This is a genomic window from Marinifilum sp., assembly GCF_965230805.1.
Taxonomy (GTDB): domain Bacteria; phylum Bacteroidota; class Bacteroidia; order Bacteroidales; family Marinifilaceae; genus Marinifilum.
Genome location: NZ_OZ246019.1, coordinates 4,119,001 through 4,139,864, shown reverse-complemented (window position 1 = coordinate 4,139,864; position 20,864 = coordinate 4,119,001). Strand labels below are relative to the sequence as shown.

Below are 20,864 nucleotides of genomic sequence, written 5' to 3'. Positions count from 1 at the left end.
TAGTCAAGACCAAAATAAGGTCACTGCAATAGTTATGGCGATATTTTTTAACAAAGAATATATTCTAAGGAACAAAGGAAAAGGCTTATTGCATGGTAATGCCAGTATAAGATTCAATTCCTCTAAAATTTCTTCATAGATTTTTTATTTTTGCCTTGAACAAATCGATTTAAAAATGACAGATAAAGCAAAAAAAGCATTACACGATAAACTGGTATTAGGATTACAATCTTCAGATGTCAAAACAGTTACCGAATCAATCAATCAATTGAGAGAAGAAGGACAGTTGGATGATATTGTCATTCTTTTCGACTTGCTGGTAAAAAGTAATGATGATTCATTAAAAGATACAATTCTTAAATTCTTGTCAGATATTAAAGATAAAAATGCCGATTCTATTTTTATTGATGCAATTCTTGACGAGAAATACAAGAGTATCAGAAAGGACTTAACCAGTACTTGCTGGCAATCGAGTATCGATTTTACAAATCACATAAGTATATTTACCGATTTACTGATTGAGTCTGATTTTGAAACCGCATTCGAAGCATTTACCGTAATTGAAAATTTTACTAGTAAAATTGAAAAAAATAAAAAGATTGAAGAACAAGATAAACTGAAAGATGCAATTCCAAATGCAGCTGAAGAAGTGAAAGGAATGATTCATGAGTGTATTCACATTCTTGATCAAGTTTAAAAAAAAAGAGGCTGAGTCAGTTGACTCAGCCTTTTATATTTTTAAATCATCACATCTTTTTCGCTGTTCGAAAAATACTTCATAAACTGAGCTCTTTCGTAAAGTGCCGAATCAGGAATATTTCCATAATTCAGTTTTCCTCTGAATTCATCAATAGATTTGAATTCTTTTTTGCTCATCCATTCCGAAATTTCCTCTAGAATCGTAGTGACCTGATCAAAACCATGCTCGTATACTGTTGAACAAATTTGAACTGTCTTAGCTCCTGCCAACAATTGCTTTATAGCAGCTTCTCCACTATGAATTCCTGTTGAAGCAGAAACATCCAAACCTCGAATTTTGTCAGTAATCATACCTACCCACCTCAAGGATCTGCGAATATCTCCAGCGTTACTCAATACTTCAGCACTTGTAATGCTTAAATTTTCAATGTCGATATCCGGTTCATAAAATCTATTGAATAAGACAACGGAATCAGCTCCCTCAGCATTTAATCTATTCGCTACCGAGAACAAATTCGTAAAATACATCCCTAATTTCATTGAAATCGGAATACTTACTTCCTTTTTAACTGCATTAAAAATATCATAATACAGACCTTCGTGTTCCGTAGAACTCACATTGCGATTATTAGGAACAATAAAAGCGTTTAACTCAATTGCATCAGCTCCGGCTTTTTCTATTTCTTTTGCAAAATGGATCCAATCCGATGAAGAAACGCAGTTAATACTGGCAATAATCGGAATAGTAACTGCTTCTTTGGCCTCCTTAATCAATGTTAAATAATTAGAAACCGAGTTTCCTTTAATGTAGTTTTGGATATAATCCTCAGCTTCAGGATATCCGACATTTTTTGGATCTTTACTAATCAAATGGCTAGCTTCGTTAGTAATCTGTTCTTCAAATAAAGATTTTAATACAACAGCACCAGCTCCCTTCTCTTCGATAATTTTTATTTTTCGTACCGAATTGGTTAAACCGGAACTACTAACAATTACGGGATTTCTTAAAGACAATCCCATATAAGTGGTTTCAAGATTAATCATAGTATATTGATTTTATTGTATTTCAAACGTTGACGAACAAATATAATCATTTAAATAAATAATTGCGATTCATAAACAATGGACTTTCAAGCAATTCTTATTTATTTGCATAATTTCTGGCTCCAAATATATTACTCCCAATTCGAATCATCGTACTTCCCTCTTCTACTGCCAAATTGTAATCACCCGACATTCCCATTGATATTTGTGCAAAACTATCCTCTGCCCTGTAGTAGTTTTCTTTTAGCTCAGAATAGATCATTTTTAAATTCCTAAATTCCGATCGAACCTGATTTTCGTCATCGGTGTAGGTAGCCATTCCCATAACACCAACTATACGAATATTTTTCAGATTCTTAAAATCCTCAGAGTTAAAAATCTCTTTGGTTTCATCAATGTCCAAACCAAACTTTGTGTTCTCTTGTGCGATATGAAATTGCAGTAAACAATCAATCACACGCTCGTTCTTCTCAGCTTGCTTATTTATTTCTTTCAGCAACTTAATACTATCAACGGCGTGAATTAAACTTACAAAAGGAGCAATATACTTAACTTTATTGCTTTGTAAATGGCCAATCATATGCCATTCAATATCCTTTGGAAGTTCGTTATACTTTCTGGTTAATTCTTGAGGTTTGTTTTCTCCGAAAATTCTATAACCACTTTCATAAGCTTCCATAATATCCTCACTAGGTTTCGTTTTTGAAACTGCAACTAGTGTAACATTTTCGGGTATTGTATCTAAAATCTGTTTTATTCGTTGAGGTATGCTCATACCAATTTTTGTGTTTTGAATTCTAAAAAGCCAAAATTACAATTTTTCAGGTTTAATACCAGTTTTATTGTGAAACGAGCATGATTAAAATAATTATTAAACACACAAGGGAATGATTACTTTGATCGTGTGGCTTCCGTCTGACAAATAACGATACTGTTATAAGTCTACTTATCCAAATTTAATTTTCATCCGATAATATAAAGCCTACACCATGAACATTTTCAATTTTTAATTGCGGATCTGGCTTTAAATGTTTTCTGAGCTTGGTAATAAATACATCTAAACTTCTTCCCATGAAGTAATCATTTTCTCCCCAAACTTTTACAAGAATATCTTCACGGCGAACTACATTATTCTTGGACTGAAGCAACATGTACAATACTTCTCCCTCCTTCTGTGTAATTCTGGATTCCTCACCGTTAATATTTAAAGTAAGATTTACATGATTGTATTCAAAATTACCAAGTTTATATTTTAAATCGGCCAGATCAGATACCGTAACAGTTCTTTTTAAAACTGCATTGATCCTACGAACCAACTCATCCTCATCAAATGGTTTTGTGATATAATCATCTCCACCCAAATCGAATCCTTTAAGCTTGTCTTCCTTTAAAGATTTGGCAGTCAAAAAAATAATTGGAATATCCCTGTCCTTCTTACGGATCTTTTTCCCCAAGGCAAACCCATCCTTTTTGGGAAGCATCACGTCCAAAAGGCAAATATTGAATTTTGATTTGGAGAATTTATCATACCCTTCTTCACCATCGCGAGCAAGTGTAACACAAAATCCTTCCATTTCAAGAAAATCATTTAATACCCGACCTAAATTGGGATCATCTTCTACCAGAAGTATATTTTTTTTAGCTAATGTAGTCATAGGTTTATGATTGTGGAATTATAACGGTAAAGGTACTTCCGTAGTTTTTCTTACTCCAAACACTTATAGATCCTTTATGAGCAGTTATAATCATTTTGGAGTAAGATAATCCTATTCCAAATCCTTTAACGTCGTGACGATCGCCGGTAGGTGCTCTGTAATATCGGTCAAAAACATGCTTCAATTCCTCCTTACTCATACCAATTCCTTTGTCCGAAATCAAAACATGTAAGCTGTCATTGATATTTTTGGTTTCGATGCATAATTCAGGTTTTTCTTGGGAATATTTAATTGCATTATCCAATATATTTAAAAACACATTTTGTATCAGTTCCCGATCTCCTGTAATCAAATGGTTTGTCGCATTTGTATTTACCAACAATTTACCTTGACTTTCAGAAATTCTCACAGATAAAGTATCGATACATTCCGATAATAATTCATGAACATCAAACTGATTAGAATACAATTGTAATTCACCTCTATCGATACAAGATAATTTCAAAAGTTGGTCAACCTGCCTTTTTAGCCTATCGTTTTCCGACATAATAATAGTGCCATAATGCATTACTTGATCCTTCCGGGAAAGGACTTGTCCCCTACTCAACATTTTCCCTGCAAGAGCAATGGTTGCCATTGGTGTTTTAAATTCATGAGCAATATTATTAATTAAATCTGTTGTTCTTCCCAATATTTTCTTATCCTTTATCAATGAAAATACCGTTATTCCGAAAAATGTAAAAAGAATTAGAATAAGCATAACAGAGAATACAAACATACTACCCATACTATCCATAATATTCTGCTCCCTTTTATTAAAATAAACATTTAAAACAGCCTTATCATGGCTTAAAGCCTTTCGTAAACTATAATAAAAACATTTACTTCTAGGCTGTTCGTCAGCCGAGCTTAATACTTCAATAGTATATGGGGAACGAATCTGGTAATTTTTAAATTGCCGTTTTACAATAGAATCCAATCGCTCTACTTCATTTTCCAATTGAGCACTATCATTGGCATCAAATTTGGCTTTGTGCATGCAATCACTCATCAATTCACAACTCTCCCTATCTTTCATGAATTCATCAACAGATTCATGCAAAGCCATTCCAACCCTGTGATTAAATTGTTCTTCATTTAAAGCACGAGCCCTACTAATCCACCTAACTTGAATTAAAAGAAGAATAATAAGTACCAGAACAGATATAAAGAGCAATATCTGAATTCGATAATTCTTAATTGTATTAATTGATTTTTTTACTTCTCTTCTCATTCAATATCCTCTGTACTCCTTTATATCACCGCAAATTGCTCTTTCAAAGGTAATTTATTTTTTAAAAAAATGAGGCTCTTTAACAATTCGTTAACAGCAGATAAAAAGATCTTTTACGTCCTTTATAAAAGAGTTCAATACAATTAAAACAGATTAATTAACATTTTAAATTTAAGACAATGAAAAAATTATTATTGAGTCTAATATTTGTTTTCGCTATTAGTGTGGTAAGTTTTGCAAGTCAACCAGTTAATATTACTGTAGACAAAGATATCGTGCTAACTCAGGATTTCGATCAAAATCAGGATCAAGATAAGAAAAAGGATAAAAAAGAAGCTAAAGCTGATAAAAAGGCTTGCTGTTCGAAGGAAAAAGCTTGTTCAGAAAAGAAAGAGTGCTCAAGTAAAGAATGTTGTAAGGACAAAAAAGAGTGCTCTAAAAAAGAAGCTAGTGCTAAAAAATGTAGTTCAGACTGCAATAAATCTTGCACAAAAGAAGCAAACACAAAGAAAAAATGTGACAAAAAATGCGAAAAAGAATGTAGCAAAAAATCATAAGTTCTTATCAAGTAATTTTGAAACCCTTCGAATAATCGAAGGGTTTTTTCGTTCAGTTTGGTACAATTTATGTAACACTTATGCTGCCTTGATTAAAAACTATATGTAACATGAAAACTACGATCATTATAGTACTAAATATTTTAATTTCTTTTTCCTTGCACGCACAAGGTATTGAGCGTTATATGAAGTATCATGACAAAGGAAGAATGCTAATTTTAGAGGGAAAATACAAAGAAGCAATTCTGCAGCTTGATACAGCCATTAATATAATGCCATATTACCCAACCATTTTTCAGGACAGAGGGTACGCTTATATGCAATTAAAGAAATACCAAAAGGCTGTTAACGATTTTAATCATGTTTTGGAAAAGAAACCATATATGAATGAGGTAAGACTCCAAAGAGGAATGGCATATTATCATTTAGACCGTTTAAGTGAATCGGAGCAAGATTTAATTTCAGTTATTAAATCAAATCCGCAAAAAAACAAAGAAGCTATTCTGTATCTGGAAAATATCAGAACAGAAAAAGAACTGGTCTACATAGAAAATCAACAACAGATAAGTAATTTACATTTACAAATAGAAAATGAAAGACTCCAAAGAGCCAGAAATCGAGAGGAGATAATACTGAATACTATTGTTCCTCTTGCCTTTTGGACAAGCGTTTTTCTAACCTGGTAAATCTGTATCGGGTGGTATTGGTCTGCGCCTAAACGAAATTGACTTCCCGGAAAAACTTATTTTCTTATCATCAGAACTGCCTGTATTCTCCAATTTCAGTCTTAGTTTGCCAATACTTGAAATTGAACCTACTACTGTTAAAACATCACCAAGTCGTAAGCGCGTAAATCCAGTTGAAATAAGTGTATTTTGATTCCGTTTGGTTGCCAGAACAATCAAATCTGTAGGCATTTGAAGATCTCTCAAAGCCACTCCATGCAATTCCGGATTTTGCATTTCAATATCAACCGTATCCTGATTTTCTTCCATACCCAACAATAATGAAGTGGCAATCGGTGAACGAACCAAATGATCCATTAAACTAACCATTACGGTTGAAGGTTCAACTATCAATGCACCAAGTTCATGAAATCTCTTTACAAAACTTCGCTCATTCACTCTAACTACGATATCCCTAGTGCCAAAATATTCATAAGCAAGTTCACAAACAATTAAATTATCCTCGTCCTTATTCAATAGAACCAATGCATCAACTTTGTGGGCATTTATTTTTTTAAGCTCCTCCAAATTATAGTCTGGCACATAAACTACATTAGCATTTTGATATTGCAGCCTAGATTTATCTTCATTTCTTGTTACAAGTTTCACCTCCCAGTTATGATCAGATAATTGACGCGACAAAGCCAAGGATTGTCCTTCCAAACCAAAGATGAGTGCTTTCTGTACTTTATTTTTATGCTGAAGTTCTTTTTGTTTATGACTTTCGCCCACCAATAAAATTGACCATTTAAACAACGGAGGTCCAAAAATCTCATTTAGAACAATAACAGCGATTAGAATGGTGGCAAACTCAGACCCCCAGGTTGGATACTTTGCCGAAACCACCGATACCAAACCAATGGCCACACCGGCTTGTGTTACAAATGGCATCCAAGAAATTCTATTGTACCTTATGGGATCACCTCCAAGAGTTCCTCCAATAAAAGCACCTATAGCCATACTTCCAAGACGGACAATAAAAAATAGTAAAGCTATGGACCAAACATTTTGAAGGATATCAATTTTTACAGAAGCTCCCGTAATGGTATAAAATAATACGTAAATGGAGGGAACAACAAGCTCGATGATTCTATTAAATTCCCTACGACTTTTCCCAAAATTAACCACTACAAAACTTCCCAATATGCATATTAATAAAGGTTCAATGTATAAATCAAAACCAAACCATTCCATACTTTTATGATGTAACAAATTCGCCAGTAGATACACGCTATATCCAATTAAAACGATAATAGCACCCTTAACATTGGTATAAAACCTAATAGACAATATAGCATTTAACAGATAACCCAGTATCAATCCAAGCAAAACTGACAAACATAGCTCGCCCAATAAAATTACCACCAACCAAACATCGAATGGTATTTTTGAAATTAAAGCATCAGCAACTGCAAAACAGATGGTAAAAAGTATGATTACCAAAACATCTTTAATCACAGTTACACCAATTGCCATTTGTGTAAACGGACCTTTTGCCCTCATTTCATTAATCACAGCAATTGCCGAAACAGGAGACCTGGTAACAAATACAGTCCCGATTAAAAGAGCAACTGCAAGTTTATATTCGAATGACATCTCAGACAAAAACTGAATTCGTTCCGAAACCAATAATACAAACGCTACGCTTATGCTGAATGTAAAAACCAATTGACCTACAGTCATCCATTTAATACTCCTCATTCTTCCTTTGATTTCCTTCAGAAATAATTCAGCTCCGGCGGCAAAAGCAATAAAAGACAAAGATATTTCATTAACAAATCCTAATTTTTCAATAGATGATTTAGGGATAAGGTTTAATACATATGGTCCGGAAATTATACCTATAAACAATAATCCCGTAATAATGGGAAGTTTAATTCTTGGAAAATACAATGAAATCCTATTTGCACCAACTGCAACAATTAAAAATCCTATTAAAATCATTACTATTTCAAGATACTGGTTCATTCAACCTGAATTTTATGTGTATTTAAATTGCTTGATTAAATATTAGCATGAAATAAGTTTGATCCGTTTACAATCTTCTTCCATTTGTCAGGTGGAAGCCACAAGATCAAAATAATCATTACAATGAATGTTTAATAATGCTAGTTTCATTATAGAATTGTTATAACAACTTAAGAAATCGTTTTTAAACATCACAAATTAAGATACAGAATTCTCGTATTAGTTCCAATTCACCAATGGAATGTTAAGTAAGTGTAAACACTGTGCACCAACGAACACTTGGTGTACGCCACGAAACAATAACACTACTCTAACCAAAATCAAGAGTCAAGCTTAATTCATTCTTTTTTAAATTACTAACAACACTGGCACAATAACTGATATGCAAACACTGAACTATTAATCAAACTTTGTATGAATACCACAAAAAGTATATTAATTGGATTTGTAGTGTTGATTATGAGTAGCGCTCATTCATTTGGTACAAATCAACTTTATTCTTCCAATGATATTAAAGTTGTTTTTGACGAGACTAAAAAACTATGTTCGAAAGATAATGGGCTCTTATGGGGTCATAACTTAAATGTTCCTATCCTTTTTGTTGATGAAGAGAATGGTTTAGTTTATTCCAACAAAAACAGTTCTAAATTAAAACTTGAAGAAATGAATCAAATTTATGTTGGTTCTCTTCCTGATTTTATTAAAGTTGAAAAAGGACCTCAAAAAATAGATAAGAGAATTTGGGCCGTTATACCTCTTCCGCTTCCAAAAAATAAAACAGAACAACAATGCATAATATTACATGAAGCTTTTCACTGTTTACAACCTAAAATAGACTTGAAACCCTTGCCATATAACAATAACCACATGGAAGAAATGGAAGCGCGTCTTTGGTTAAAATTAGAATGGAAGGCTTTGGAATTTGCTTTGCAAAATGAAGGTGAAGATAGAAAACAAGCAATTATTGATGCAATATGCTTTAGAAAATACCGGAGAGCATTATTCTCAGATTGCGACGCTTGTGAAAACAGATTTGAAATTCACGAAGGAATGGCAGAATATACTGCGAATAAAATATCCCGAACTCCAACAGATTTTAAAAACTATTTGCTTGGCAAACTTGATTGCATGTGGGGTAATACATCTTTTGTAGATTGTTTTGCTTATTACTCAGGCCCTGTTTATGCATATCTATTAGACGATACAGATTTTAACTGGAGAAATCAATTGGGATCGAAAGATGATATCTCCATTCTTATTCAATCGGCATACAATATTTCTCTACCTTTTGATGTTTTTATGGAAGCCGAAGAGAGATCTGTATTGTACAACGGAGCAAAAATTATGGGAGAAGAGTTAGATCGGGAAATTACATTATGAATTTATATTTTTAGTTAGTTTTGTTAGTGGTTTAGGACAGTTTTTTGCTGTCCTTTACTTTTTTAGAAGCAATAGTAGTTTCCTGCCAAAGTTTTACCAGTTTATAAAGAAATACAAGGATATTTTTAAGCATTTGCACGAAAGCAAACCAAGTACTTTAAGGCTTTGGGATAAAATTTTACGTCGAACTCACGTTATTTACTTTACAGTTTTGTTTCCTTAACTTTATATTTAAAAAGTAATCGTCATGAATATTTTATTAGAACAAGGCTGGAGTGAAATCGATAGTAAGCTGGTAAAAAACTACGTTTTAAAGGGATTTAAACAGGCAGTACATTTTATTAACCTAATTGCTGTTGATGCTGAAAATGTTGATCACCACCCTGACATTAAACTGTATAAATACAAAAATGTCAGAGTGATATTAACGACTCATTCCATGAGAAGGATCACCGAAAAGGATATTTCTCTAGCTAAGAAAATCGATAAAATATTTGAGGCACTAAGCTAAGTTTATCTTATCTCGATTCCCTTGTTGTAAGTTCCCAAAACCTTCATTCCTCTAACTTTCTCAGAAATTTTAGTCATTGCTTTCTTAAATTGAATTGGAGCCCCAAACTCCAAATCAACATGAAAGAAATATTGCCAATTTTCTCCAGGAATAGGATGCGATTGAATTTTAGATAGGTTAATATCCTCTTGTGCAAAACATTCCAGAATATAAGATAAGCTGCCTGGTTCGTGATTGGTGCTAAAATAAAGAGATGCTTTTGTAAAACCTCCATTGGGTCCAACATCTTTCATTCGCTTTAGCAAGAAAAATCTGGTTTGGTTATTCTTAATACTTTCAATTGCTTCGGCCAATATTTCAAGATGATATAGCTGTGCAGGCAAATCACCTGCTATAGCGCCGATTCCAATCAGTTCGTTATCGCGGATATTTCTAGCACTAATTGCGGTATCTTCAGTTTCTACCAATCGTATGTGCGGATATTTCCTGAAAAAGGCTCGACACTGATTTATTGCCATTGGATGTGAGTGTACCTCTTTCAAATCTTCGATTTGTTGACCCGGCAAAGCCATTAAATTCTGCTTTACTCTTAGAAAGATTTCTCCCTCAACAACAAGACCCGAGTCTTGCAGTAAACCATAGTTCTGCAAAATACTTCCTGCAATCGAGTTTTCAATCGCCATGATACCAGCATCACAAACTTTCTCATCATTTATTAAATCAATTAATTTGGCAAAATTTTCAGCAGGGATAATTTCAACATCTTCACCATAATAAGCATTAGCAGCTATATGATGAAAACAACCTTCTACACCTTGAATAACGATTCTTCTTTTGTCCATTTTTATTTTGGTTTTGATTCGCATGAGTGCGATTCACAATATTGCCACAGTTTGCACCGATTTTGAGTAGGAATTTTCTCAAATTACCGAAGGAATATCGGGATATTGCAAGGGGATTTGAGGAAATTTATGCCAAAAGCAGTTAAATTCTTTTAAATCTGAATTTCTATAGCCAATAGTTCTAATCGAACTCAGGTTTATTAAATTTCATTCAAAAAAAAGTCCTGAATAATCAGGACTCTCATTTCTAATATTTTGTATTTAAACCATAAGAGTCCCGTCCTTCTCGTCTCCAAAAAAGAAAAAGCTAAAAAAGAAGCTAAAGAAAAATATGGTTCTCATCGTATCACAAAAAAAAGAGCCTTATAAAAAAGGCTCAGTTAATATTTTTATCACACAAAACCTTTTTAGCATTACATGCTAAAAAAGAAAAAAAATCGGTTTGTATGAGATCTGTTCATTATTTGTGTTTTACTCTTGCATCACAAATGTATAAAAATAATTTTATAAACCTCACTTTAACAAATTAAGAAACGGGCATGATAAAATAAATAACGTGAGTTCGACGTAAAATATTAAACACAGAGGCTAATAATTATTTTGATCTTACAGCTTACATCCGAAAATTAAAGGAACTGACAAACAGATCGAAATAAAATTTTTGAAGCTTGTAAATCAAAACCTGAAAGTCTTTAATCATCCCACTTTTAACAATTCAATAACAAGTTAGACTATTCATTTTCAACGATTAACCTTATATTTAATACTTGTAAGTCTTATTTGTATATTAACAATGAATAAAAAGATACTTTGCTTGTTTGTTGTGCTACTTGCCATTGGTTTTAAAAGCATAGCTCAAAAAATTAAAACAGTAGATTTCGAAGAGCTGGAGCCCAGACTGCACATTCAGAACGACACCACTTATGTGATGAATTTTTGGGCCATGTGGTGCAAACCGTGTGTAGAAGAGCTGCCGGAATTTGAACACATCAGAAAATCATATCAGAACAAAAAAGTTAAAATCCTACTGGTAAGTTTAGATTTTGGTTCGAAAGTAGAGGATCGTCTCACAGCTTTTCTCAAGAATAAGAAGATTAATGCCGAAGTGCTAATACTTGATGATCCCGATTCAAACGCATGGATCAGCAAAGTAGATAACAAGTGGGATGGAGCATTGCCAGCCACTGTTGTATATAAAAAAGACAAACGAAAATTCTTTGCCGGAAAAGTAACCTATTATGAACTGGCAAAGACGATTGATCACATCAATAAAAAATAGATGAATTCTTTACGCATACTCGGAAAATTAAATGCTACTCAAGTTTTTAAATATTAACTAATTTTTATAAAAATGAAAAAAGTAATATTACTTAGCGTTTTGCTTATATCAGCCATAGCGATACAAGCTAAAGGATACAAAGTAGGCGATTCGGCCAAAGATTTTAAACTAAAAAATATCGATGGCAAACACATTTCACTGGCAGATTATAAGGATGCTAAAGGCTTTGTGGTAATTTTTACATGCAATCATTGTCCGTATGCAGTGGCTTACGAGGATAGAATGATTGATATCGATAAAAAATACAAGAAGAAAGGTTTTCCTGTAATTGCCATTAATCCTAATGATCCTGCAATTGTTCCTGGTGACTCGTTTGAAGGAATGCAAAAAAGAGCCAAAGAAAAAGGCTTTACTTTCCCCTATTTATTCGATGCCAAACAAGAAGTTTACAAGCATTATGGAGCAACTAAAACTCCTCATGTTTACATCCTAAGCAAAAATGGGAGTAATCTTACTGTAGAATACATTGGTGCCATCGATAACAATTACAAAGACGCTTCGAAAGCAAATGATAAATATGTTGAAAATGCAATCAATTCCCTGCTAAAGGGCAAAAAACCTGAGCTTACCAATACAAAAGCAATTGGATGCTCGATCAAATCAAAAAGCTAACACAATAATTATAAATAAAGGGCTGTTAAAAATAACAGCCCTTGTTTTATACCATCCAAAGAAAAAGTTTCGATGTATGCCCCTTTCAGTTTAAGTGCCTTTTTAATCTCTTATCTTAAGTGGAAGTTGCCAGTCGAGTGCCCTCCTTCTAACAACACTTATATTGGCATTACTCAGCCAATGTGTAAATAATCTCAACATGATCAGTTAACACAATAGGGTCTGGATTGGTGAACGATTGTGATCCCGAATACCCAGCCTTATCCATTCTCATTTCGCTCATGTATTGCTTGGCTCCAAATAGGCTTTTTGCCGCTCCGTAATTGATATTCTGAATGCTTTTAATCTGAACCTCTGCCGATTCTGCCAACACCTTAGCTTTGATTTTGGCATCCTTAACAGCCATTAATATCAGCTTGGCTTCAGTCGCCTTTATCAATTCAGGACTTAATCCATAATTAGCATTGTAGTTCAACTCAATATCGGATGATTTTAAAACCTCTAAACAAGAATGAATGATTTTAGGTTTGGCTTCCAACTTTAGTTTAATACCATAATTGGCACGGTAACCATCAGCCACTTGCCTGCCCGATGAGTAAACTCTATCCTCATTAATTCTCTGACCCGTGTCAAATATCTGCAAGCTCTTGATCTTTGCCAATTGTAGCGATTTTTTTAATCGATCAACATCCGATAAATTTTTGGACAAACAAGTCTCATATTCACTTGTCTTGGTACTTATATTTACAGATATTTCTACAATATCCGGCTGTTGAAATAGCTTGCTCTCCCCTTTAACAATTAAAGTAGGATGATTGGTTTGGGCATATAATCCCATACCAACACTTAGTATAACTACCAATAGAATTACATTTTTCATCTGTTTATATTTTTTTGATTTGTTGTTTTTATATCCTCGAATAGAGATGATAACAGCATTTGCATGAACACTTATTTCACCTCTTTATCATTTTGTCCATTTGTAAGATGAAAGCAGCAAGATCAGAATAATCATTATCCTGTGTACTGAATCATGCCCGTTTCATGATTTAATCGCGATAACAATTAAAATCTATCACAATAAAAAGACACTGTAGTCTTTTTTTATTATATTGCGCCCTTATTAATTCAAATTCACGATTGAATTAAAAGGATACAAGTTATCACATAAATTATCAATAAAAAGGGCTCCCATCATGAGAGCCTTTTTTATTTGCCTTATTTTAATTTCTCCCAATCGCCATCAAACAACAATTGGTCTAAATTTTTTCTATCACGCTTGGGCGATTCCATTTCCCTTATACTATCCGGTAACTGGCTCGGATCACCCAAATAGCCAACAGCTATCATCGTAACCGGTTCAAAATCATCAGGAATATTAAAAACCTCTATTGCTTTTTCTACCGAAAACCCTGCCATTTGATGCAAATACAAATCCATGCTCATGGCCTGTACCGACATGTTTCCAATTGCCAAACCCAAATCGTGCTGAGCATGAGCATTGGGATTTTGATTGCGGGCAAAATTTTTGGCAACAAGGGTTAAAATAATTACAGGCGCAGTTTTTACCCACATCTGGTTAAACTCTCCCAAACAGGAAAACAGTTGCTTATACCCTTCGGGATATTCATTTGTGGCATAAACAAATCGCCATGGTTGTTCGTTGTAACACGATGCCGCATACGAAGCTGCCGTAAACAACTTTTCAAGCTTATCCATCTCTATCGCCTTATTTGCGAAAGATCGCGGACTCCATCTTTTATCGATTAATTCGTGAATGTGTTGTGACATAAACAATAATTTAAAAGTGAAAAAGTGACAATGTAAAAGAGTAACAAACAAGCACTCAACCGAATTTTGAATATAAGTCTTTTTTAACAATTATTAAGGACTTACTAGTATTAAATTGCATATATTTGAGGCTGATTTTAAAAGCACAAGCCTAAGAACCTGATGCCATAAAACCATTTCAAATTCTATCGTAAAAAACAAAACAATTGCTAATTGATAAATGTTTTGGTAGAGACTGAAAAACATCATTTTAAAAAACTTTATTTAAACGAATGAGAGCAAGCGTTTATCTGTTAATACCTCTATTATTATTTATGTTGTTGGTAGACATTTACACCTATCGAGGCATAAAACCTCTGATTGCAAGAATTAAGTACCCTCTTGCACAACAATCACTTAGGATTGTATTTTGGGGCATTTCGATTTTTATTTTCGCAGCATTTACCACTTTCATGTTTGGAATTAAACATGTGCAAGAAGCCGATGCATACATTTACAGCGGCTATTTGGTAGCTGGCTTTGCCTTATTTTATTTTCCAAAATTTGTATTCATATTTTTCGTCATAATAAAGGATATACAAGGGGCGATTAGGAGAACCATTAAATGGTTTAGCAAGAGAAGGAATAAAAGTGTACCACAATTTAATTCGAAGAAAAAGATGGAGAGATCTGAGTTTTTATATCAAATGGGATTGATATTGGCTGCCATCCCATTTGCATCTATCCTTTACGGTGTAACCAAAGGAAAATTTAACTACAGAGTAATGCGCGAAAGTATCAGCTTCGATAATCTTCCGAAAGCATTTAAGGGATTAAAAATTGTTCAGATATCGGATATGCACCTGGGGAGTTTTAACAAAAACTTCGATAAAATTAAAAAAGCCGTTGAATTGATTAACGAACAAGAACCCGATTTAATCGTATTTACCGGTGATTTGGTAAACAACTTTGCCGAGGAAACCGATGGATGGGCTCCTGTTTTATCTAAAATGAAAGCTAAAATTGGAAAATACTCCATTCTCGGAAATCACGATTACGGCGACTATTCCTACTGGCGATCAGAAGAAGATAAAGCAAAAAACCTTGCTGCAATTAAGCATTTTCATAAAGAAATGGGATTTCGTTTGTTGTTGAACGAAACCGAAACCATTACCATTATGGGCGAAGAAATTGCCTTGATAGGAGTTGAAAATTGGGGTAAACCCCCTTTCCCACAGCATGGCGATTTAAAAAAAGCAACCCAAAATAGCGAAAACCTACCCTTTAAAATATTATTGAGCCACGACCCTTCGCATTGGGACGAAGAGGTAATTAAAACGACCAATATCGACCTCACTTTTGCAGGACACACACACGGTATGCAGTTTGGAATTGAAATTGAAGCTGTAGGAATTAAATGGAGTCCGGTACAATACAAATACCCTCGCTGGGGCGGATTGTATCGCGAAGCAGATCAATACTTGTATGTAAACCGTGGATTTGGTTACATCGGTTTTCCAGGAAGAATTGGAATGCCACCGGAGATTACAGTAGTTGAATTGGCTTAGGAGAAATTCGTCTCAAAGCATGAAAATGTAATCCCCAGGATAATAAAATATTTTGATGCTCTCACTTTAAGTTGAAGGTATCAATAATTTACCGCTCAGGAATAAGGAAGGAACTCAACAAGGCTCACAAAGGTTTTTTGCTAATGATTCATTTGTTTTTGATGCTCTCACTCTAAGTTGAGGGTATCAATAGTTTACCACTAAGGAATAAGGAAGAAACCCACCAAGGAACACAAAGCTTGTTTGCTAATGATTCCTTTCTTGATGCTCTCACTTTAAGTTGAGGGTATCAATAATTTACCACTAAGGAATACAACAAGGACTCAAAGCTTGTCTGTTTTAGAAACCAAGCTGTCTAAGAAATTTATTAACTGCCTTGATCGATTGACAATGGCATATTAAAATTCTCTAGGAGCATTGATCGAAAGGAAAAAAGGTTTTTGAATTTAAAAACGCACTTTGATCGACTGACAATGCCAAAATTAAATTCAAAATGGCCATTGTTCAAGTGACAATGGCCATTTTAAAATTCATACAGACATTGTTTAAGTGACAATCCGCTTTTTTAAATTCAAAAACCGTTTTTCTCAAAAGTCAAAGCCCTAAAAGTTTTAAAAGCCCTTTTTCCTTTCGAACAATGGTCCTTGGGAATTTCATAAGGCATTGTCTTTTGAACAACGCTCCTAGAGAATTTCATAGGGCATTGTCTTTTGAACAATGCCCCTAGAGAATTTCATAGGGCGGTTGTCTTTTGAACAATGCTCCTAGAGAATTTCATAGGGCGGTTGCCTTTTGAACAACGCCCCTAGGGAATTTCATAGGGCATTGTCTTTTGAACAATGCCCCTAGAGAATTTCATAGGGCGTTGTCTTTTGAACAATGACCCTAGGGAATTTCATAAGGCATTGTCTTTTGAACAATGCGCCTAAAGAATTTCATAGGGCATTGTCTTTTGAACAATGCGCCTAAAGAATTTCATAGGGCATTGTCTTTTGAACAATGTGCCTAAAGAATTTCATAGGGCATTGTCTTTTGAACAACGCTCCTAGGGAATTTCATAGGGCATTGTCACTTGAACAATGCTCCTAGAGAATTTCATAGGGCATTGTCTTTTGAACAACGCCCCTAGGGAATTTCATAGGGCCTTGTCTTTTGAACAATGTGCCTAGAGAATTTCTACAGTCATTTTCTCCGACAATGCTTTTTTGTTCTGTTTTCAATTGCCATACGGTTGTAAATCATCCAGACCTAAAGGTATGATATGTTTATTTTGATGCATCAAAATGGCATTGATCCATATTCAACAAACCCAATGCGAATTGTTGCCTGTTGAATCGTGATAATATTGATTATAATTCTTAGATTTGGAATCGTGAATCAAAAATAAGTGCACAATACATACCAATATGGCGTGTATTGTGCACCTTTTTACTCTGAGATAAGAAAAATAAGTGCACCAGTGCACAAATTAATAGTTGTGTTTCATGCAAAGAGAGACCGTACAACTAAAGCCAACGCACATTTGGCACATTTGCAAGCCCCAACACACAAAGCTGATGCTTCAGCTTGCAAAAGAGCCAAATTTAACAAGCCCACAGTGGAAATTGATATGATATGAGTAACATTAAATTAAATTTTTTACCAATTATTGACCAAGAGTTTGAATTCAATATCTACAGGAAGGAGATTGAAGGAGCAATAGAGAAAAACTCTGGATTAAAATGGTATAGATTGTTCCCTGATTCTGAGGCAACAGAAAGAAAGAACTATTATGTGTCTATTGATAAAGAAGATGGATTTGAGAGTTTTTCTTGCCACCCAAACCATAATATTGATTTAACAAAATGGTACTTGTTTGAATCGTTAAAGAAATCTGTAACAAATTCAAACTTAACTATTGAATACTCTTTTTATCAACGATATAAAATAAACGAAATTCAGTTTACTGTAAATGAATTTAATGAAGGAAAACAATTAGTGATTTTATCTCCATACTATCTACGGCAAGAAGATAAGCATGGTTTTTTGATTGATTTCAAATTTCGCAAAGCTGAAAATACACCATTTAATAAGGAAGTACAACGTTTCAGTTTAAGCTTGGATGAAAAATATAGAAGTAATAAAAACTACTATTTGGATAAGCATAGACTTTTTCAAAGTTTTCTAAAAAGTAATTTTCAATCCATTAAATCCTTTAATATATCAGATTCGGTAATTAACCTTAGCGATGAATTAATGTCTGTTTCTTGCAATCATTTAGACAAGAAACAATATATATTTTCTAAGAATAGGACTTCAAGTTCGCAATTTTTAGGAATAAAAAATTATGGCCCTTTAAATATTGTGTCGGACGATGTTCAGTTTGTTTTCATATTTGAAGATAGGTTCAAAACTTTCGCAAATGATATTTTTCTTAGCTTGATTGGAAAAGCAAATCCTGGTACATTTCCAGGTATGGAGGCCATGTTTAAGATAAAGCTTGATAAAACAAAAGTGAAAAGGGTTTCAATATCAGATTATTCAAATCCAGAACTTTTGAAAGCAGTTGATAAGGTTGTTGAGTTTTCAAAAGATAAAAAAACAATTGCCGTATTTATTGAGGATTATTCAGAGGAAGAAGGTAATTCAGAGCCGTATTACTTTTTAAAGTATCAATTCTTAAAGAAGGATATTCCTTTACAAGTCTTAAATTATCAAAAATTAAGTGCTCGAAATACTCTAAAATGGTCAACCTCCAACATAGGATTACAAGTTTTCTCTAAGCTAGGTGGTAAACCTTGGATAGTTAAACCTTCGAATACTGACTGTCTAATACTTGGGATTGGTTCTTCTCATAAGAAAGATAAAGAAACAGGTAAAATACAGAGATTCTTTGCTTACTCAATTTGTCTTGATTCATCGGGTCTTTATAAGAAACTTGAAGTACTTGCTGAAGACGAAGATGAAACAAATTACTTGCAGAGTCTACAAAATGGCTTAGTTCAGTTATTATCAAATGATGATTTCTCGAATTATAAAAGTTGCGTTTTACACCTACCATTTAAAATAAAACGGTCAGAAATAAAAGCATTAGAGCAAGCTATTAGTGAAGTGTCTAATCTTGATTTTACAGTTGTTAAGATTAATGTTGACAATAGGTTTTTTGGATTTAGTAATCACAACACTTTAGTCCCTTATGAAAGTAGTTATATTCAATTAGCAAGTAACCAGTTTTTAGTTTGGTTTGAGGGATTAAATTATGGTAAAGAGATTGTGGATAAGCGTCTGTCAAATCCTGTGCATTTAGAGTTTCTTAATATTGGTACAAATGTGGAAGATTATAAATCTTATCTGCAAGACATTATTAATCTTTCAGGTGCAAATTGGAGAGGATTTAATGCTAAATCAGTTCCTATCTCAATATATTATTCAAAAATTATAACTGAATACATTTCTGAGTTTGGGGATATTGTTGATGTTGAGCAAATGTCTGTTACTAATGATAAACCTTGGTTCTTATAGATATGGAAATAAAAGGCGAACAAATAATGTTTTTATTAGGTGCTGGAGCCAGCTTAGAAGCTAAGATTCCAATATCTAATCAAATGGTTGGAGAAATTGAAAAACTGATAATAGAAGATTCTGAATGGCAACCCTATAAGGAGTTGTATTACTACCTCAAAAGTTCGATTCATTATTCAGAAGGAATTTTTGGAAAATTTGGAGAACCATTTAATGTTGAGAAATTATTAGTTGTAATCTCTGAAATTGAAAAACGCGATAGGAATATTGTTTACCCGTTTATTGGCTCTTGGAATATTAGGTTAATAGACTTGGCAGGTAGTGACTTCAAAAAAATCACAGATTTTAAGAAACTGATTCGTAAGAAATTGAATAGTTGGGTTCGTGTTAAAAACTATGAAAATGATGCCAGTTATTACAATGGTTTTATCACACTATCAAGAGAGATTGGTAATGCAGTAAAAGTATTTACATTCAATTATGATTTATGCTTTGAAAGAGTGGTTGGTAAAGAACTACAAGTTGAAACAGGGTTTAATAGAACTTCAAGAGAATGGCACTATAGCAATTTTGAGGACAGTATGGAAAAACATTTTTTCTTATACAAATTGCATGGTTCAATTGACTGGTATACCAAACCAGATGAACCTAATAAACTCTTTCAAAGTGATGAACCCGAAGATAATCCAGAATTGATATTTGGAATTCAGAATAAGTTAGATTCAATTGACCCTTACTTTTTTTATACTTCTGAGCTAAGAAAATCGACACTTGAAGACTCAAAGTTAATTGTTACAATTGGTTATAGTTTTTCAGATGATTATGCAAATAAAATACTGACTCAAGCTTTAAATTCGAAAGATGACTTACGACTTTTAGCGGTTGGGTATTCAAATAAATCTGAGAAAAATGAAATAGAACTAATCCAGAAAAGACTTGATTTAAAGAGTGATAACCAAATAAGTGTGTACCTCAATGGGGCAAAAAGCTTTATAACCGATACTATGAATAGAGACTACTTATCTGATTTTATAACTAATTCAGAAGATGCCCCCTTCTAAGCCATGCACATTAAGCAAACGCACATATCGACCGCACGACCAAATTTGCTTAAAGAGCATGTCTTTCCAGCACACGAGTTGACAGATAGGATAAAGCACGAAAACACAATCGAGTAGATGGCCAGTGAGCTAACAGCCCACTGGTACACCTCTCACACCACCGTACGTACGGGTCTCGTATACGGCGGTTCGTTAGGTATCAGTGTCATCGCTCTTTACACCAACAACACCTTTGCCCGATTTTAGAATAAGGCTAGACTCAAATAAATGAGAGCTTCCTTATTGAATTTAAGACAACCTAACGTTCAGCCCTTCGCTACTTTGTGAGACCTCCACAGTTTCTATTTGTGGCTCATTTC

18 protein-coding genes are annotated in these 20,864 nt (G+C 33.7%); 10 read left to right on the top strand and 8 right to left on the bottom strand.

The window, feature by feature from the left end:
- The first annotated feature begins 175 nt into the window (after positions 1-175).
- On the top strand, positions 176-697 hold the full coding sequence (locus ACO05S_RS16080) for a hypothetical protein (RefSeq protein ID WP_421919033.1): 522 nt from the start codon (positions 176-178) through the stop codon (positions 695-697).
- A gap of 41 nt (positions 698-738) precedes the next feature.
- Here ACO05S_RS16080 and ACO05S_RS16075 read toward each other — a convergent pair whose 3' ends face one another.
- The 4 genes from ACO05S_RS16075 to ACO05S_RS16060 all read right to left on the bottom strand — a co-directional run bounded on the left by ACO05S_RS16075 (position 739) and on the right by ACO05S_RS16060 (position 4,671).
- Positions 739-1,743, bottom strand: a complete 1,005-nt coding sequence (locus tag ACO05S_RS16075; RefSeq protein WP_421919032.1) for a dihydroorotate dehydrogenase-like protein — start codon at positions 1,741-1,743, stop codon at positions 739-741.
- A 97-nt stretch (positions 1,744-1,840) separates the two neighbouring features.
- Positions 1,841-2,518 carry a YggS family pyridoxal phosphate-dependent enzyme gene (locus tag ACO05S_RS16070; RefSeq protein WP_421919031.1) on the bottom strand — a complete coding sequence of 226 codons (678 nt, stop codon included), beginning with the start codon at positions 2,516-2,518 and terminating at the stop codon, positions 1,841-1,843.
- A 181-nt stretch (positions 2,519-2,699) separates the two neighbouring features.
- A complete protein-coding gene (locus ACO05S_RS16065) occupies positions 2,700-3,398 on the bottom strand; it encodes a response regulator transcription factor (protein ID WP_421919030.1) in 699 nt (232 codons plus the stop codon).
- Between the two features lie 4 nt (positions 3,399-3,402).
- Entirely contained in the window at positions 3,403-4,671 is a 1,269-nt protein-coding gene (locus ACO05S_RS16060; protein WP_421919029.1) for a sensor histidine kinase, read from the bottom strand.
- A gap of 179 nt (positions 4,672-4,850) precedes the next feature.
- Here ACO05S_RS16060 and ACO05S_RS16055 point away from each other — a divergent pair, with 179 nt between their 5' ends.
- A complete protein-coding gene (locus ACO05S_RS16055; RefSeq protein WP_421919028.1) occupies positions 4,851-5,228 on the top strand; it encodes a hypothetical protein in 378 nt (125 codons plus the stop codon).
- 110 nt (positions 5,229-5,338) lie between these two features.
- A complete protein-coding gene (locus tag ACO05S_RS16050; RefSeq protein WP_421919027.1) occupies positions 5,339-5,914 on the top strand; it encodes a tetratricopeptide repeat protein in 576 nt (191 codons plus the stop codon).
- Here ACO05S_RS16050 and ACO05S_RS16045 read toward each other — a convergent pair.
- A complete protein-coding gene (locus tag ACO05S_RS16045; RefSeq protein ID WP_421919026.1) occupies positions 5,903-7,921 on the bottom strand; it encodes a monovalent cation:proton antiporter family protein in 2,019 nt (672 codons plus the stop codon). The two genes, ACO05S_RS16050 and ACO05S_RS16045, sit on opposite strands and share 12 nt — an antisense overlap.
- Before the next feature lie 414 nt (positions 7,922-8,335).
- Between ACO05S_RS16045 and ACO05S_RS16040 the strand changes: the two genes are divergently transcribed.
- Entirely contained in the window at positions 8,336-9,301 is a 966-nt protein-coding gene (locus ACO05S_RS16040; protein ID WP_421919025.1) for a hypothetical protein, read from the top strand.
- Positions 9,302-9,548: 247 nt separating this feature from the next.
- Complete coding sequence (locus ACO05S_RS16035) at positions 9,549-9,812, top strand: 4a-hydroxytetrahydrobiopterin dehydratase (RefSeq protein WP_421919024.1); 264 nt, start codon at positions 9,549-9,551, stop codon at positions 9,810-9,812.
- Positions 9,813-9,814: 2 nt separating this feature from the next.
- Here ACO05S_RS16035 and ACO05S_RS16030 read toward each other — a convergent pair whose 3' ends face one another.
- On the bottom strand, positions 9,815-10,654 hold the full coding sequence (locus ACO05S_RS16030) for a prephenate dehydratase (RefSeq protein WP_421919023.1): 840 nt from the start codon (positions 10,652-10,654) through the stop codon (positions 9,815-9,817).
- A gap of 793 nt (positions 10,655-11,447) precedes the next feature.
- On the opposite strand from ACO05S_RS16030, the gene ACO05S_RS16025 reads away from it, so the two are divergent.
- Together ACO05S_RS16025 and ACO05S_RS16020 are read left to right on the top strand one after the other, a co-directional pair.
- Positions 11,448-11,933, top strand: a complete 486-nt coding sequence (locus tag ACO05S_RS16025) for a TlpA disulfide reductase family protein (RefSeq protein ID WP_421919022.1) — start codon at positions 11,448-11,450, stop codon at positions 11,931-11,933.
- A gap of 72 nt (positions 11,934-12,005) precedes the next feature.
- Positions 12,006-12,605, top strand: coding sequence for a thioredoxin family protein (locus ACO05S_RS16020; protein ID WP_421919021.1), 600 nt, complete (start codon positions 12,006-12,008; stop codon positions 12,603-12,605).
- A gap of 169 nt (positions 12,606-12,774) precedes the next feature.
- On the opposite strand, the gene ACO05S_RS16015 is transcribed toward ACO05S_RS16020, so the two are convergent.
- The gene (locus tag ACO05S_RS16015) at positions 12,775-13,485 is read right to left on the bottom strand and encodes an SIMPL domain-containing protein (protein WP_421919020.1); all 711 of its coding nucleotides are present in this window, start codon (positions 13,483-13,485) and stop codon (positions 12,775-12,777) included.
- A gap of 338 nt (positions 13,486-13,823) precedes the next feature.
- On the bottom strand, positions 13,824-14,396 hold the full coding sequence (locus tag ACO05S_RS16010; protein ID WP_421919019.1) for a nitroreductase family protein: 573 nt from the start codon (positions 14,394-14,396) through the stop codon (positions 13,824-13,826).
- A gap of 272 nt (positions 14,397-14,668) precedes the next feature.
- Between ACO05S_RS16010 and ACO05S_RS16005 the strand changes: the two genes are divergently transcribed.
- From ACO05S_RS16005 to ACO05S_RS15995, 3 genes are all read left to right on the top strand, one after another.
- Entirely contained in the window at positions 14,669-15,943 is a 1,275-nt protein-coding gene (locus tag ACO05S_RS16005; RefSeq protein WP_421919018.1) for a metallophosphoesterase, read from the top strand.
- Between the two features lie 1,614 nt (positions 15,944-17,557).
- Entirely contained in the window at positions 17,558-19,444 is a 1,887-nt protein-coding gene (locus ACO05S_RS16000; RefSeq protein WP_421919017.1) for a Piwi domain-containing protein, read from the top strand.
- A gap of 2 nt (positions 19,445-19,446) precedes the next feature.
- Positions 19,447-20,505, top strand: a complete 1,059-nt coding sequence (locus tag ACO05S_RS15995) for an SIR2 family protein (protein WP_421919016.1) — start codon at positions 19,447-19,449, stop codon at positions 20,503-20,505.
- Positions 20,506-20,864 lie beyond the last annotated feature (359 nt).